General features: G+C 43.4%; 18 protein-coding genes. 8 read left to right on the forward strand and 10 right to left on the reverse strand.

What is annotated here, in order from left to right; all coding sequences use genetic code 11:
- The first annotated feature begins 85 nt into the window (after nt 1–85).
- Nucleotides 86–574, forward strand: coding sequence for a MarR family winged helix-turn-helix transcriptional regulator (locus tag AC2A4J_RS13415; protein WP_484176386.1), 489 nt, complete (start codon nt 86–88; stop codon nt 572–574).
- A gap of 60 nt (nt 575–634) precedes the next feature.
- On the opposite strand, the gene dapB is transcribed toward AC2A4J_RS13415, so the two are convergent.
- From dapB to pomA, 3 genes are all read right to left on the reverse strand, one after another.
- Nucleotides 635–1,435 (reverse strand): 4-hydroxy-tetrahydrodipicolinate reductase, encoded by an 801-nt coding sequence (dapB, locus tag AC2A4J_RS13420; protein WP_484176387.1) that lies wholly within the window; start codon nt 1,433–1,435, stop codon nt 635–637.
- A 134-nt stretch (nt 1,436–1,569) separates the two neighbouring features.
- Nucleotides 1,570–2,562 (reverse strand): flagellar motor protein MotB, encoded by a 993-nt coding sequence (locus tag AC2A4J_RS13425; protein ID WP_484176388.1) that lies wholly within the window; start codon nt 2,560–2,562, stop codon nt 1,570–1,572.
- 27 nt (nt 2,563–2,589) lie between these two features.
- Nucleotides 2,590–3,345 carry a flagellar motor protein PomA gene (gene pomA / locus AC2A4J_RS13430; protein ID WP_484176389.1) on the reverse strand — a complete coding sequence of 252 codons (756 nt, stop codon included), beginning with the start codon at nt 3,343–3,345 and terminating at the stop codon, nt 2,590–2,592.
- Nucleotides 3,346–3,519: 174 nt separating this feature from the next.
- On the opposite strand from pomA, the gene AC2A4J_RS13435 reads away from it, so the two are divergent.
- Genes AC2A4J_RS13435 through dxs form a run of 3 tightly spaced genes read left to right on the forward strand, consistent with a single transcriptional unit; the run spans nt 3,520 to nt 6,569 of the window.
- On the forward strand, nt 3,520–3,762 hold the full coding sequence (locus AC2A4J_RS13435; RefSeq protein ID WP_072839552.1) for an exodeoxyribonuclease VII small subunit: 243 nt from the start codon (nt 3,520–3,522) through the stop codon (nt 3,760–3,762).
- Entirely contained in the window at nt 3,759–4,640 is an 882-nt protein-coding gene (gene ispA, locus AC2A4J_RS13440) for a (2E,6E)-farnesyl diphosphate synthase (protein ID WP_484176390.1), read from the forward strand. The genes AC2A4J_RS13435 and ispA overlap by 4 nt, the downstream gene beginning before the upstream one ends.
- 51 nt (nt 4,641–4,691) lie before the next feature.
- A complete protein-coding gene (gene dxs / locus AC2A4J_RS13445; RefSeq protein WP_484176458.1) occupies nt 4,692–6,569 on the forward strand; it encodes a 1-deoxy-D-xylulose-5-phosphate synthase in 1,878 nt (625 codons plus the stop codon).
- Between the two features lie 37 nt (nt 6,570–6,606).
- Here the strand turns inward: dxs and AC2A4J_RS13450 are convergent, their stop codons facing one another.
- The 4 genes from AC2A4J_RS13450 to AC2A4J_RS13465 form a co-directional block, all read right to left on the reverse strand.
- A complete protein-coding gene (locus AC2A4J_RS13450; RefSeq protein ID WP_484176391.1) occupies nt 6,607–6,939 on the reverse strand; it encodes a YnfA family protein in 333 nt (110 codons plus the stop codon).
- Nucleotides 6,940–6,964: 25 nt separating this feature from the next.
- Nucleotides 6,965–7,408 (reverse strand): GNAT family N-acetyltransferase, encoded by a 444-nt coding sequence (locus AC2A4J_RS13455; protein ID WP_484176392.1) that lies wholly within the window; start codon nt 7,406–7,408, stop codon nt 6,965–6,967.
- 215 nt (nt 7,409–7,623) lie between these two features.
- The gene (locus tag AC2A4J_RS13460) at nt 7,624–8,085 is read right to left on the reverse strand and encodes a DMT family transporter (RefSeq protein ID WP_484176393.1); all 462 of its coding nucleotides are present in this window, start codon (nt 8,083–8,085) and stop codon (nt 7,624–7,626) included.
- Between the two features lie 11 nt (nt 8,086–8,096).
- Nucleotides 8,097–8,525 (reverse strand): DMT family transporter, encoded by a 429-nt coding sequence (locus tag AC2A4J_RS13465; RefSeq protein ID WP_484176394.1) that lies wholly within the window; start codon nt 8,523–8,525, stop codon nt 8,097–8,099.
- An 89-nt stretch (nt 8,526–8,614) separates the two neighbouring features.
- Between AC2A4J_RS13465 and AC2A4J_RS13470 the strand changes: the two genes are divergently transcribed.
- Nucleotides 8,615–9,565, forward strand: coding sequence for a LysR family transcriptional regulator (locus AC2A4J_RS13470; RefSeq protein ID WP_484176395.1), 951 nt, complete (start codon nt 8,615–8,617; stop codon nt 9,563–9,565).
- A 53-nt stretch (nt 9,566–9,618) separates the two neighbouring features.
- Here the strand turns inward: AC2A4J_RS13470 and AC2A4J_RS13475 are convergent, their stop codons facing one another.
- Nucleotides 9,619–10,044, reverse strand: coding sequence for a DUF7282 domain-containing protein (locus tag AC2A4J_RS13475; protein WP_255828202.1), 426 nt, complete (start codon nt 10,042–10,044; stop codon nt 9,619–9,621).
- Nucleotides 10,045–10,465: 421 nt separating this feature from the next.
- On the opposite strand from AC2A4J_RS13475, the gene AC2A4J_RS13480 reads away from it, so the two are divergent.
- From AC2A4J_RS13480 to AC2A4J_RS13490, 3 genes are all read left to right on the forward strand, one after another.
- Nucleotides 10,466–11,470: an ABC transporter substrate-binding protein gene (locus tag AC2A4J_RS13480; RefSeq protein WP_484176396.1), complete on the forward strand. Its 1,005-nt coding sequence runs from the start codon at nt 10,466–10,468 to the stop codon at nt 11,468–11,470.
- An 85-nt stretch (nt 11,471–11,555) separates the two neighbouring features.
- On the forward strand, nt 11,556–12,458 hold the full coding sequence (locus AC2A4J_RS13485) for an ABC transporter permease (RefSeq protein ID WP_255828198.1): 903 nt from the start codon (nt 11,556–11,558) through the stop codon (nt 12,456–12,458).
- On the forward strand, nt 12,448–13,635 hold the full coding sequence (locus tag AC2A4J_RS13490) for a quaternary amine ABC transporter ATP-binding protein (RefSeq protein WP_484176397.1): 1,188 nt from the start codon (nt 12,448–12,450) through the stop codon (nt 13,633–13,635). Before AC2A4J_RS13485 ends, AC2A4J_RS13490 begins: the two co-directional genes overlap by 11 nt.
- A gap of 102 nt (nt 13,636–13,737) precedes the next feature.
- Here the strand turns inward: AC2A4J_RS13490 and AC2A4J_RS13495 are convergent, their stop codons facing one another.
- Nucleotides 13,738–14,502, reverse strand: a complete 765-nt coding sequence (locus AC2A4J_RS13495) for an anti-sigma factor (protein ID WP_484176398.1) — start codon at nt 14,500–14,502, stop codon at nt 13,738–13,740.
- Nucleotides 14,499–15,068 (reverse strand): sigma-70 family RNA polymerase sigma factor, encoded by a 570-nt coding sequence (locus AC2A4J_RS13500; protein WP_255828194.1) that lies wholly within the window; start codon nt 15,066–15,068, stop codon nt 14,499–14,501. Before AC2A4J_RS13500 ends, AC2A4J_RS13495 begins: the two co-directional genes overlap by 4 nt.
- Between the last annotated feature and the right edge of the window lie 64 nt (nt 15,069–15,132).

Genomic DNA, 15,132 nt, shown 5'->3' on the forward strand with positions numbered 1-15,132 from the left:
AGTTGTAATATTTATCAAACTAAGCTTTTACACATCAAAACAAAAACATATAATCCGTAAAATTTTTTTGGATATATTAATTGCTATGCCTGACTCACCACAACACTTACATGATGTCCTTGTCCACCTTAGACGCATTATCCGTGCTACGGATCTACAATCAAAGCGCGTTGTAAAAGCCTGCGGACTAACGATTCCACAAATAATGGTGCTTCGTTCTATTGAAGCTCTAGGCGATGTTACTGTACGAAAAATTTCTGACAGTGTGTCCCTAAGCCAAGCGACGGTCACAACGATACTGAACCGTTTAGAAGATCGAAAATACGTTGAACGAGTTCGAGGACAAAAAGACAAGCGTGTCGTTAACGCTCGCTTAACACAAATAGGCGTAGAAACGTTAAAAACCACGCCCCCCTTGTTACACGAGAAGTTTATTGCCGAGTTTGACTCTCTAGAAGGCTGGGAGCAAACTCAAGTTCTTGCCTCTTTGCAGCGCATCGCAATGATGATGGACGCAGAAAACTTAGACGCTGCGCCTTTACTGGATATCAACTCTCCCGATACATCAGTTTAAGATATAAAATAAAAAAATGGCCGCAAGTTAGCGGCCATTTTTTATCTAGTGGATAACTAATCACTTCAGGTTAAGCACATCCTGCATATCATACATACCAGCAGATTTACCTTCCAGCCAGCTTGCTGCGCGAACAGCGCCTTTAGCGAAAGTCATACGACTACTAGCTTTATGAACAATCTCAATACGCTCACCTTCTGTCGCAAACCACACACTGTGTTCGCCCACTACATCACCAGCACGAATAGTTTCAAAGCCGATTTCTTTTTGAGTACGCGCGCCGGTTTGTCCTTCACGGCCATACACTGCACATTCTTTTAAGTCACGACCTAGCGCTTCAGCGACCACTTCACCCATTCTCAATGCTGTCCCAGAAGGTGAATCGACTTTATGGCGATGATGCGCTTCTACAATTTCCACATCATAATCATCACCCAAAATCTGTGCAGCAGTAGCAAGCAATTTCAAGGTCAAATTCACACCTACACTCATATTCGGAGCAAAAACAACGGGTGATTTATGAGCCGCCTCATTTAACTTAGCTTTTTCAGCATCGCTCAAGCCGGTTGTCCCAACCACTATAGCTTTTTGATGTTTGGCACAAAAAGCAGCATTTTCTAACGTTAGCGTCGGTGTTGTGAAGTCAATCAGTACATCGAAGTCATCCACACAATCTGCCAATGATGCAACTGCGGCAACCCCCAGTTTTCCAACACCAGCAATTTCACCGGCGTCCGCACCAATTAGGCTACTACCAGGTTTCAAAATCGCGGCACCCAAAGATACATCTTTAGCATCATGGATCGCGGTGATTAAATTTTTTCCCATGCGCCCTGATGCGCCAATAACTGCTACTCGCATTGATCTACCTCATCAATTTTGTCTGCGCAAACCATAGCAAAAATTCACTTAAATCTCAGCATTAAAAATCAATATGGTCGACTACAGAGCATAAAAAAGGAGCCGAAGCTCCTTCATATGATAATACCAGCCGATTAAAATATTTCGTTTGGCTTCAGCTCATCAACCATATCTCTGTCAAACTCAATAACGCCGTCCGACGGTATTTCATCTATTGTGTTACGCATTTTAGGTCGAGATGTGTCATTTTGCTTAATGACAATCTCAACACGTCGGTTGGTTGCACGATGAGCCGCTGTATCATTAGGCACCAAAGGACGCGTATCAGCATAACCCGTAACAGCGAATCGGCCCTGATTAAGCTGCCCAGTTGAAAACAGCTCTTCAGCAACAGAAATAGCCCGAGCTGATGATAACTGCCAATTAGAACGGAATCGACCACTTCCTATTGGCACGTTATCGGTATGACCCTCAACCGAAATAGTGCCTTGAATATCGACAAGAACATCACGAATCAAATCAATAACAGGAATAAAGTCATAATTTAATTCAGCAGAGCCAGACTCAAACGAGCCCTGATCTTTGATCCGAATTGTTATGGTTTCTTCTTGCGTTTCAATCTCCACCGTACCCTTGGAAATTTCTTCACGCATAACCGAGGCAACCATCTGCGCGTCGCCTTCTGTTTCTTGAATTTTCTTCTCTTTTTCAAGATCGGCATTTGATTTATTAACAAAAGTTACAGATGAAGGCAAACCCGAATTGCTCTGCTCTTTTAATTCCGCGTCGCCAGGCTTACAAATAACCTCGAGCGTATTTTCAGGCGTACTGTCTACTTTTTGTTTCACTTCATTAATAGGTGTTGGCTCTGGGCGACCTGGGCTAAATTCTTGTGCGATTACAGATGTGCCCATAGGAATGGAGTCAGCTCGAACCTCACGTTGCACACCAAATGCTTCTTGCATAGAGCCAGCCAACCGCTTGAATTTTATTACATCCATTTCTGAAAATGACAACAGCAACACAAAGAAACACATCAACAAAGACATGAGATCCGCAAAGGTTCCCATGTAAGCAGGTAAACCCTCTACGCATTCAGGGCATTCTGACTCATCTTCATCACTCATTCTTAAATTCCGCTTACATCTAACATTTTATTCACGCTCTAATCGCTTGTTTTCAGCCATATAAGACTTAAGAGCACCATCCAAAATACGAGGGTTCTGACCAGACTGAATGGCAAGCAAAGCATCTAAAATCAATTTTTGACATATCAACTCTTCATCTGCGCGGACGTTCAACTTCACTTGCATAGGCAAGAAAACCATGTTAGCCATCATAGCACCATACAAAGTTGTTAAAAGAGCAACTGCCATCGCAGGTCCGATTGCTTTCGGATCAGACATATTTGCCAACATCTGTACTAGACCAACCAATGTGCCGATCATCCCCATGGCCGGACCGACATCACCGAAGGCTTTAAAAATCTTTGCACCGGCCGTATGTCGAGCGTATGCCTGATTCATATCTTTAGATAATTGGTTCTTCACCACCGTACTATCATGGCCATCCACCAACATCTGAATACCTTTTGATAAAAACGGGTGACTAACCTCTTTACCCTCTAATGAAAGTAAACCACCTTTACGCGCTTCATCTGCTAGGCCATAGATTTCATCGATCAAAGTGTCCAATGGAATGGTCTTAAACATGAAGGCTTTTGCAGCGACCTTACCAGCACTAAGAAACTGACTTAATGGGTATTGCATCAACACAACAAAGACAGAACCGATTAACACAATCAAAATCGATGGAATATTGACAAACATCCCTGCTGATCCACCGACAAATATGGCGGAAATAATTACTATAAAAGACCCTATAAGGCCTATTAACGTTGCGATATCCACACACGTCTCCTAACAAAAAAGCTATAATGCGACCAGTACAATTAAATGATTCTATACGAAACACAGAAGAAGAATGACATCTTCTTACAGGATTTTTGTAATTTTCATTAACACTCCCTCGAACAGTAGCTCATTTTCTGTTACAAAACGTAGGTTTAAACAAGAGTAATCATCATGTCCCGTAAAACGAATGTCCGTCATTTTGAAGAGAACCTCAGTGAATTAGACACGCTCGTCACTCAGCTGGAGTCAAACCAACTTTCTCTTGAAGAGGCGCTAAAAGCCTTTGAAAAAGGTGTTAAACTGAGCCAAGAATGCCAATCAGTTCTCACCCAAGCTGAGCAAAAAGTTCAAATACTCTTGGAAAAACAAGATGGTGAGCACCTAGAAACTTTTGATCCGGAACTAAATTCGTGACTTTAGACGATTTTTCTCAATACGCTCGCCGTAGAGTTGATGATTACCTTACAAAAAACTTAGGTCAATACAAACCAGCCTCTGATTTACAAAGAGCCATGGCATACAGCCTGTTTAATGGTGGCAAACGCGTTCGCCCTATGCTGACCTATGCTACCGCATCTTTGTTTGGGCCGTCTAATGAACTGACTGACGCTAGCGCCGCAGCAATTGAATCTATCCATGCCTATTCTTTGATACATGATGACCTTCCAGCAATGGATAACGACGAACTTCGCCGTGGCAAACCCACTTGTCATATTGAATTCGATGAAGCGACAGCCATACTTGCTGGTGACGCATTGCAGACCTTTGCCTTTGAATTACTGAGTGACTCAAAACACCAGAACACAAAACATCAAATACAATTGATCCAAGAGCTTGTGCATGCTTCTGGACGCCATGGCATGGTCACGGGACAAATGATCGACTTAGCTAATGTAGGAAAAAATATTGATGTTAAAGCGCTAGAACAAATGCACCAGCATAAAACGGGCGCATTGATTCGAGCCAGTATTCGCATGGGCGCAATCAGTACTGGAGCAAAGAGCGAAGCCGATTTCGCTGCTCTAGATGCTTATGCTGCAGCGATTGGCTTAGCATTTCAAGTTCAAGACGATATTATCGATATCACCAGCGATACAACGACGTTGGGTAAAACGCAATTCTCTGATGAAGACGCAAATAAACCAACATACCCAAAACTGCTTGGTTTAGAAGGCGCTCAAGCGCTTGCGCAGAGTTTACATGAGCAAGCCATTACCGCTATTTCACCATTTGGTGACGCAGCCCAGCCTTTAGTTGAGCTTGCGAACTATATTATTGGTCGTAACCACTGATATACTTACCCGCTTTTTTAGATTAATTAAAATGTGACCAAACCTGTGCCGATGTTCGAAGAGATACCTACTGCGCGACCTGACACGCCGCTACTTGATCAAGTCAACTCACCTGCTGACTTGCGTGCCTTTAAAAAAGAGCAATTGCCTTCTCTTGTCCGCGAGTTACGAGAGTTCATGCTGTACAGCGTCGGACAAACTGGCGGTCACTTTGGCGCTGGTCTTGGCGTCGTAGAACTAACCGTTGCCCTTCACTATTTATACAACACACCAGAAGATCGTATTGTTTGGGATGTAGGGCATCAAGCCTACCCACACAAAATTCTGACGGGGCGTCGCGACGCGTTACTTAATATTCGCCAAGAAAACGGTATATCCGGTTTTCCAAAACGCGATGAAAGTGAATACGATACCTTTGGTGTTGGTCACTCAAGCACATCGATTGGTGCCGCATTGGGTATGTCACTTGCTGCACGTCAATTAAAAACAGGCCGCAAAGCGGTGGCAATCATTGGTGATGGTGCCATGTCTGCTGGTATGGCGTTCGAAGCACTTAATCATGCGGGTGATGTGAAAGCCGATATGCTGGTCATTCTAAATGACAACGAGATGTCTATTTCGAAGCCGGTTGGCGCACTGTCTAGCTATTTTGCTCGTATTTGGGCCAGTAAAACTTATGACCACATTCGCGAAGGTGGCAGAAAAGTTTTTTCAGGTTTGCCTTCCGCATTAGAGCTGGCTCGAAAAGCCGAAGAACACATGAAAGGCATGGTATCGCCAGGCATGATGTTTGAAGAACTTGGTTTTAACTATATCGGGCCGATTGATGGTCACGATATGGACCATTTATTAACAACGATCGCTAATCTAAAAGACCGAAAAGGCCCTCAATTCCTCCATGTCATAACAAAAAAAGGCAAAGGTTTTGAGCCTGCTGAAGGCGACCCTATCGGCTATCACGCTATCAATAAGATCGAGCCTGATCCGAAACCAAACGTAGAGAAAAGCAAATTACCAAAATACTGCAATGTGTTTGGGAAATGGGTATGTGATGCCGCCGAACAAGACGACAAATTGGTCGCTATCACCCCAGCTATGAAAGAAGGCTCCGATCTCATTGAGTTTGCTGATCGCTTCCCAGCAAGATACTTTGATGTTGCCATCGCAGAGCAACACGCAGTGACATTAGCCGCTGGCATGGCCTGTGATGGCGTTAAACCTGTTGTTGCGATTTACTCAACTTTTCTACAACGCGCTTACGACCAGCTTATCCACGATGTCGCTTTGCAAAATCTTGATGTTTTATTCGCCATTGACCGAGCAGGATTAGTCGGTGAAGACGGTCCAACTCATGCTGGCGTTTACGATTTAAGTTACCTTCGTTGTATCCCAAATATGGTTGTTATGGCGCCTTCTGATGAAGACGAATGCCGTAAGATGCTACAAACTGGTTACGAACATAAAGGCCCAGCTGCCGTGCGTTATCCTCGCGGAACTGGCCAAGGTATTGATATTGAATCAACATTGAGCACACTTGCCATTGGCCAATCTCGTACACTAAGAGCAGGTCAATCTGGTGTTGTCATTTGCGGTTTTGGTCGCCCTACTTACGATGCTCTACAAGCCGCAGATAAATTAGACGCGACCTTGCTCGATATGCGCTTTGTTAAACCGATCGATGAAGAAGCGTTACTTGCTAATCGCGAGGCAAAACTTATCGTAACCGTTGAAGAGAATGCCATCATGGGCGGGGCAGGTTCAGCAGTAAGTGAATTCCTACTTGCTAACAACATAAACATTCCAACGCTTCACCTTGGTTTACCAGATCAATACGAAGAACATGCTAGCCATGCATCTATGCTAAGACGCGTAGGATTGGACGCAGAAGGGATTTTGCAAAGTATCGAAAAAAAGCTAAATTCGCTATAGAAGGCTTCCAAGGCTGAATCTAAGCCACGGTCTGTCGTTATGCTGACCGTGGTGCAAACATAATAATTGCCATTCCTAATAGCGCCACCGCAGAACCAAGCATATCCCACGTCGTTGGACGAATACCGTCAACTACCCACAACCATAAAACGGCCATGAAGATATAAACACCGCCATAAGCCGCATAGACTCTGCCTGATGCTGTCGGGTGCAGCGTTAACAACCAAGCAAATACCGCCAAGCTTAATGCGGCAGGCACTAACAACCAGATTGTTTTGCCTTCACGCAACCAAAGGTAAGGCAAATAGCATCCAACAATCTCTGCCAGTGCAGTTACCATAAAAAGACCTAGTGTTTTTAACTCAGGCAAAAGAGTATTCCTTCTAATAATCTGATCAACGCTCTAAACACATAGGAACAAAGCGAATACCATTAAAATCGGCCTCGCTCCCTGTTACTTCAAACCCATAAGATTCATAAAAGCCAACCGCATTCACTGACGAACGCAGACTGATTTCTTTAGTGTCTGTCGTATCTAATAAAGCACTAAGTAATCGTTTACCTACCCCTTGCCCTTGCACAGACTTGGACACAAATAAATGAGTAAGATAATTGCCATCGCGTAACGCACCAAAACCAACAATTTCTCCTGCACAAACGGCTTTAAGAGTCTGAAAACGTTCTATATCAAACGTTGTTACGATATCTGGCAAAACACGCGCTTTGTACTCAGCCTTACCTTGATCATTAAAATTAGGCAACACATCCACAGCAGATACTTGGCCAATAAAGTGCTTAACAAGTTCCAAATCAGCTATATCAACTTTCTGAATATCCATTTCTACTCCGTAATTACTGACTTTATAGTCGGCAGTGTTTCGCCAAAAATGCCAGTTTACAAGCTAAATGCAAAATACAGAACGCAGTTCGGAGACTTTTATTGAGACAGCTCAATTGAGAAGGCTTCTCGTGATGAACTAGTAAAGACAAAAATAGCCTAGCCAATCTATTGATTATAGATCGGCTAGGCCACTAAAGGTGACAGGATGAATGATTAAGCGGCTTTTAAACTGCGCTTGTTACTCAAATAGATCATTATGATCGCGCCAATTAACAACAAAATCGCAATGTATCTGCTGCTATCTAATGGAATAATATTATTTTCCAACCAGCCAAAATGGTCGATGACCAGACTCATAATCAATTGACCTGAAATCGTACATACTGTCGCTGCTGCGATACCGATTTTAGGCACCGCAAACACCACAATTAACATGTACATCACACCAAAAAGCGCCCCCATAAGTTGCCACTTTGGCGCGCTAAAAAGGGTAACGTCATGGTTTGGTTCAAAAAAGAAAAACAGCAAGAAGGAGATAGCGAAACCAATCACAAAAGTCAGCCAAGCACTGGCAATTACGCCAACCGTATTGCCAAGACGGCCATTAATGGAAGACTGAACAGACAGGGCCACACCACCCAATATCAACATAAACACGGCGATAATTACGGTCATACTATTTTCTCCTAACTCAAAAGCCAAAGGGCGGCGACAATCATCACCACAGCCAAAATTCGATACGGATCAATCCCGCGTTTTTCACTGCCCAACAAACCATAATGATCAATCACCAGACTCATACCGATTTGTCCTAATAAAACACTGGTCATCGTCATACCCACACCAATAATCGGTGTTGCTATGGTGAGAAAAACAACATAAACAGGCCCTAAGACGCCGCCGGTTAATAACCATTTAGGCTGTTTAAACAACTCAGGTAAATTAGGCTTAGCAAAGAACACCATAATCAATGACAACAATATCGACCCAATCATAAAAATCGCTAAGGTGGCTGAAAAATGCCCAACTAATTCGCCTAATGGCCCTAACAGTCCAGCCTCAATAGACAATCCCATGCCCGCTGCCAACACCAAGAGATAAACAATTATTTGCATAGCTTTTATTCCACTCGTTTTCGTTGCGAGCATTGTTCATTGATGCTTAAATTAAATCAATAACACAGATAACAAGTGATAATTGCATTATGAGCATTAAACCACTCAGAGTTTTTCTTTCCGTTGCTAAGACAGGTAGCTTTGTCGCAGCAGCACGCGAGCTGGATTTACCACCCTCTTCCATTTCTCGATACATCTCAGCCTTGGAAGAGGAGCTTGGCCAGCGTCTTTTTTATAGGCATACCCGTGCGGTGAAACTTACCGAAGTGGGCGATTATTATTTTGCGGAAGTAAGAGAAGCATTAACTAGCCTAGATTTAGCCACAGAGCATGCTAAAGGCTCGCTTCTCACTCCACAGGGCAATCTAAACATTAATGCGCCAGTTTCATTTGGCCGATTACACTTATCTCAATTAATCGGTCAGTTTCAGCAGCGCTATCCAGACATTAATGTTGAATTGATGCTAACCGATGCCTATGTGGATCCTGTCGCGAATGGCTCTGATATTGTTATTAGAATTGGTGGTTTTGAAGACTCTAGTTTGAATTACCAAGCCATTGCCGACGAACAATTCGTACTGTGCGCAGCACCAAGTTACCTTGAAAGCATAAAAGAAAAAATCGACACCCTAACTCATCCAAAGCAACTGCTCGATTTAAACTGCTTGGTTTATAAAGGCAATAACGGACGTCGTAGCTGGTTCTTCCAACAGGAAGGCAAGACCGCATTTGAGTACATTGAAGTCACTGGCAACCTATGCAGCAACAATGCAGACATTCTGGTGCAAGCTGCCTTAGCTGGCCAAGGAATTATTTTATTTCCACGCTGGTTAGTATTTAAGTACTTGGCATCAGGAGAATTGGTTGCCTTGCTAGAGAACTGGGAAGGATCAGAGAAAGACACCCTACAAAGCATTTATGCTCTCTATCCAGGCAACAGACTAAAGTCTTCAAAAGTGGTGTATTTTCTTGATTTTATGGCAGACTTTTTTGGCCGTTCGCATCCCTACTGGGATAAACGCCTTATTGAAAACGCATAAGAAAGGGGGAGATGAAAATACACCTCCCCCTTGTGAATCAATAATCTTCGACATTATTTTGCTGTGATTACGTCCATCACTAGCTTGCCGTTCACCTTGATAGGGCCATCTTCTTTCGCACCTAAGGTGTATTCAAAAATACCGGTTTTCATGCCACCAGCCTCACCATGTAACATCAGCATCAACATTTCACCTGATTTAACAGGCTCAGTTAAAATCGCTGATACATCATGATTCATACCTTTTCTAAGTGGTGCATAGGCCACGACAGGACCGGGTTTCATCGCCTTATCTGTACGATGAACAACTAACCAGCCATTACTATCAGCGGTAACGACATCTGCACTTACTGTACCACCAGATACATCTTGATCACTGCCTTTTACCGAAAGATTGCCGCTCATTCCACCTGCTAAAGCAGCACCAGTCATTGTCAAAATACCTAAGCCAAGTGTTATACGTGAAAATGTATTTTTCATAATAAACTCCTAAATAGTGTCTTATTGAGTAGTATTTTCCTTTTACACTGATAGCTACGAGCACAATTGAAAAAGGTTTCAGCCAATTAGTGTTTTCTTAGATTTTTTTAACACTTGAAAATAAATGCCAGCCCACCACACATGAGAAGTACAAATCCTTCAAATTATGAGAAGAGTTAAACGCTAATAAACTCCGGCAAACAAAACAATTTACACCTCTAATTTAGACACAACCCTCTCAAATACTCAGGGTATCTTTTTCAGCTAAAAAGCAACTAAATCAAGCATATTAGACGCATACAATCACAACTAAAGCGGCTAAATATTTGAAATACAATAATTAGAGATGTAAGTTAATAGTCAACCTCCTATAAAAATATTAAAAATTCTTTGATAAAAATCATCACTAAAGGACACTATTATGAAAAGTAAACTGCTACTTTCTGTCGCCCTGACCCTAGGCGCTTCAGGGGCATTCGCGGCTCATCATGAGTGCGGAAAAGTGACTATTGCAGACATGAATTGGAGTTCAGCTTCACTGATTGCCAACATCGATAAATTCATTCTAGCCAATGGTTTTGGTTGTGACGCAGAATTAGTACCGGGCGACACAATGCCAACTGGTACATCAATGATTGAAAAAGGACAACCAGACATAGCGCCGGAACTCTGGACCAACTCTTTCAATGACTTATTGAATCAAGGTGTTGATGAGGGTCGCTTAAAACTGGCAGGCAAATCTCTATCTGACGGCGGTGAAGAAGGCTTCTGGGTTCCTGCTTACATGGTTAAAGAAAACCCTGAACTTGCCACAATCGAAGGGGTAATTAAACACGCAAAAGAATTTCCACACACTGAAGATGACAGCGCATCAGGCTTCTACGGCTGCCCTGCAGGTTGGGGCTGCCAGATTTCCAGTTCTAATTTATTCCGAGCCCTAAAACTGAAGGAAGCAGGGTTTGAATTGATCGACCCAGGTTCTGGCGCAGGTTTAGCCGGTTCCATCGCCAAAGCTTATGAACGTAAAGCACCATGGTTTGGCTACTACTGGGCACCAACTGCTGTGCTAGGAAAGTACAAAATGGTTAAAGTCGACTTTGGCTCAGGGGTGAAAAAAGAGGAATTCATAAACTGTATTGCGCTAGCAGACTGTTTAGAGCCAACTGTGTCTATGTACCCACCTTCTCCAGTCTATACCGTTACCACAGACGAATTTGCTGATACATCACCAGAAGCTTATGACTATTTAGGCAAACGCTCTTTCACCAACGAGCAAATGAATGGTTTGCTTGCCTGGATTGAAGAAAACCAAGCGGATGGACAATATGCAGCAGAAAACTTTATGTTTGAACATGAGGAGGTCTGGTCTAAGTGGGTCAGCACAGAGGTAAAAAATAAACTTATAGCCGCATTAGATAACCTATAAGTATGCCGTATAACATTCATATCATGAGCATGGTGTCTGCCATGCTCATGACTTTTCCTACCTGATATAACCGAAAGAATACACTATGGCAGATCAATCTTGGCTTACTGAATTTCCCGATATGAGCCGCAGAGAACTTCTGGGAATACGAAAAACACTGGATGGCGCGTATCGTGATTTTTCACGTGCTTATGGAGACCAAATCGAAGCTTTCTTCGATCCTCTACTGAGTTTCCTAGTGTGGTTTGAAAACTTGCTGCTAGATACACCTTGGTTGTTAGTGTTGGGGGTTTTAGCTGGTTTAGTCTATTTCATGAGTCGCTCTTGGAAACTTTGTGTTGGCGTCTCCGTTTCTTTGTTAGCCATTGGTTATTTTGGTATGTGGGATAATACGATGCGAACTCTCAGTATTATTACCGTTTGTACTTTCTTAGCCATCGTCCTAGGCATTCCCGTGGGAATCATGATGGCACGTTCAAATCGAGCGCAATCCATCATCACACCCTTTTTAGACATAATGCAGACCATGCCTGCCTTTGTATATTTGATTCCTGTAGTGATGCTATTGGGCATTGGTAAAATCCCGGGGGTAATCGCCGTAGTAATCTACGCCATTCCCCCCGTCATTCGTTTAACCAATTTGGGCATACGCCTAGTGCCGCATGAAACCTTGGAGGCCGCAACGGCATACGGTGCAACGCCAACACAACGTTTATTTGGCGTTCAACTACCACTCGCTATGCCAACGATTATGGCTGGCATCAACCAAACTATCATGATGGCACTCGCCATGGTCGTTATCGCTTCCATGATTGGTGTAAAAGGACTTGGACAACCCGTTTTGAAATCCATCACCAATCAATATTTCACGCTAGGCCTACTGAATGGATTGGCGATTGTCGCCCTCGCTATCATGTTTGACCGCGTCTCTCAGAGTTATGCAAAGCGCACACAAAAACACCTTGGAGGCGGCCAGAATGGACAATAACGCAACGCCCATTATTGAGATTGAGTCTCTCACTCAAATCTTTGGCAACCACCCTACAAAGGTACTACCAAAGGTGAATGACGGTATGAGCAAAAGCGATGTGCTCGCCAAAACAGGCCACACCGTTGGTTTGCGTGACATTAATTTATCGGTTAATCGCGGTGAAATCTTTGTCATTATGGGACTGTCTGGGTCTGGCAAATCCACTTTAATCCGCCATTTTAACCGCTTAATAGACCCAACAGCTGGTAAGATAAAAGTGGAAGGCGAAGACATACTAACTTTAAGTCCAAAAGAGTTAATAGAATTCCGTCGCCATAAGATGTCTATGGTATTTCAACATTTTGGCTTAATGCCTCACCGCTGTGTCCTCGACAATGTGGGGTACGGCTTATCTGTTCAAGGGGAAAAGCCTAATATTTGGAAAGCCAAAGCCAAAGAATGGCTTGAAGTCGTAGGTTTAGAAGGTTATGAGGATCAATACCCTTCTCAATTATCTGGAGGTCAGCAACAGCGGGTTGGATTAGCTCGTGCCCTGTGCACGGACGCTGAAATACTCTTAATGGACGAAGCTTTTTCTGCGCTTGATCCGCTGATCCGCTATGAAATGCAAACTCAGTTAATCGGGTTACAAGGCAAATTACAGAAAACCATCATTTTCATCACCCATGATCTAGATGAAGCATTACGTTTAGGGGATCGTATTGCCGTACTAAAAGATGGTGAAATGATTCAAGTCGGCACACCTGAAGACATCATTCTAAATCCAGTCGATAATTATGTAAGAGATTTTGCCAAAGACGTAAACCGAGCCAAAGCCTTGAAAGTTAGGCATATTATGGATCGAAGTAAGAACAAAATCATCGATTGCGATTTTGCAGAAGGCTTAAGCGATGCGTTCAAAAAGCATGACACCCTAGTTTGGATCAAAAACAATCAGCTGCAAGGAGTGGTCAGTAAAAATCGTCTAGCAGCTTACCAAGCAGGCCGCATCGATTCACCACTTTTGCATCAAGCCTGTGTGAAAGAAAAAGACTACTTACAAACTGTGTTACCAATCGCCCTATTAACGGACCATCATTTGTTGCCAGTGCTAGACAGTGACAACCAAGTAATCGCCTGTCTTTCAAATGATGCGATTGCAGAAGTATTAAGCCCAAGTTTTGACGCCGCTTGACGACAAAACTTTGCTCAAAAAAGGCAATACTGATTACTAATGAGCCCTAGCTAGCTGCTAGGGCTGTTTTTTAGGTCGACTTTGCGTACCGCGATTCCTAAATCACAAAGACGTTGGATATAGCCTGCCGTGAATGGCTGGTCCTGTTGGTACTCCCGTTGGCGAACCACCAGCAGGTTCAACACTTATGCCAAACGTTGCGTGGCGAATCACCGCTGGATCATAATTGATTTGCTTTTGAATAGGATTAGCAACATTGGCCAACAAACCTAAAGAACGCGGCGCGGGGCCAATTTCATCCGCTTTAATCCACAACTGATAGGTTTTCCCCTCTGCCTGCCCTTGTGCGCTTACAGGGCGAACAGTAAGCTGGCGAGTATCAATATCCAGCGACATGATAAAAGCAGGTTGTTTATCGTCTGCTTGAAACACCGCAACAAAAGGTGCGTTAGCCTGAACGACTGGCGCAACAGGTGGCTTAACCACCATAAAGATGGCAAGACAAGCCGCAATAGCCGACGCGCCAAACGCACCAAATCGCCAACGTTTCAGCTTCGCCCGCATCGCTTCCATTTCAATAACAACAGCAGAGGCGGCTGAGTTTAGTGAACTACTGCTCACAGATTTTTTATCCGTTCGTTGGTCGAGTTTAGCCAAAACCTCATCAAACAAGCCTTTTCTTGGCTCTGCATCCTGCACATAGTCGTTCAACCCAGAAAAGTGCGCTTGCCAGCTTAGAATGGCTTGTTCAAGCAAAGGTTCACTCACACGGCGTGCTTCTACCGCGTCACGCTCGTCTTTGTCCAAAGTACCAAGCACATACTCTGCCGCCAATGTCTGAATGGATGTTTCTTCGTCGTTATTCATAAGTTCATACAACCTTGCAACTGTTTAATGCTGCGATGAAGCCAAGTTTTAATAGTGCCTAAAGGCTGTTCGAAACGCTCAGCAAGCTCCTGACGGGAACAACCATCAAGGTATGCCGCTTTTATCATTTGTGCACGAGGCGATTCGAGGCCATCTAAACACGCTTCAAGCTTTAGTAAATCTCGACTCTTGCTAAAAGAATCATCTGGCGTCATAGAGTCATCTACGATTAAATCAAAATCCACATCAGCATCACTGTCTGGTAATTGATTTTTTCGTACTTCATCAATGGTACGATTACGTGCAATCGTCGCCATCCAAGTAATCGGTGATGCAAGGCTCGCATCAAAGCTTGATGCTTTATCCCATATTTTAAGATAAACCTCTTGCAGCACTTCTTCGGATACCGCCTGATTCTTCAAGATACGATAAACAATGCCAAAAAGTTTCCGATAAGTTGCTTCATACAGTTCAGAGAAGGCAGAACGATCTTCTTTTGCCACTCGAATAAGCAAATTCGCCAAGGATTCCGTCGTGTGCTGTTCCGATAATAAAGATTGATTCATAAGACTCGCATCGATTAGGTACCCACTTCGTAGAGTGTCAGTATTACACTATTTTTGATCAAAC

The organism is Marinomonas sp. ATLA20 (assembly GCF_057180105.1).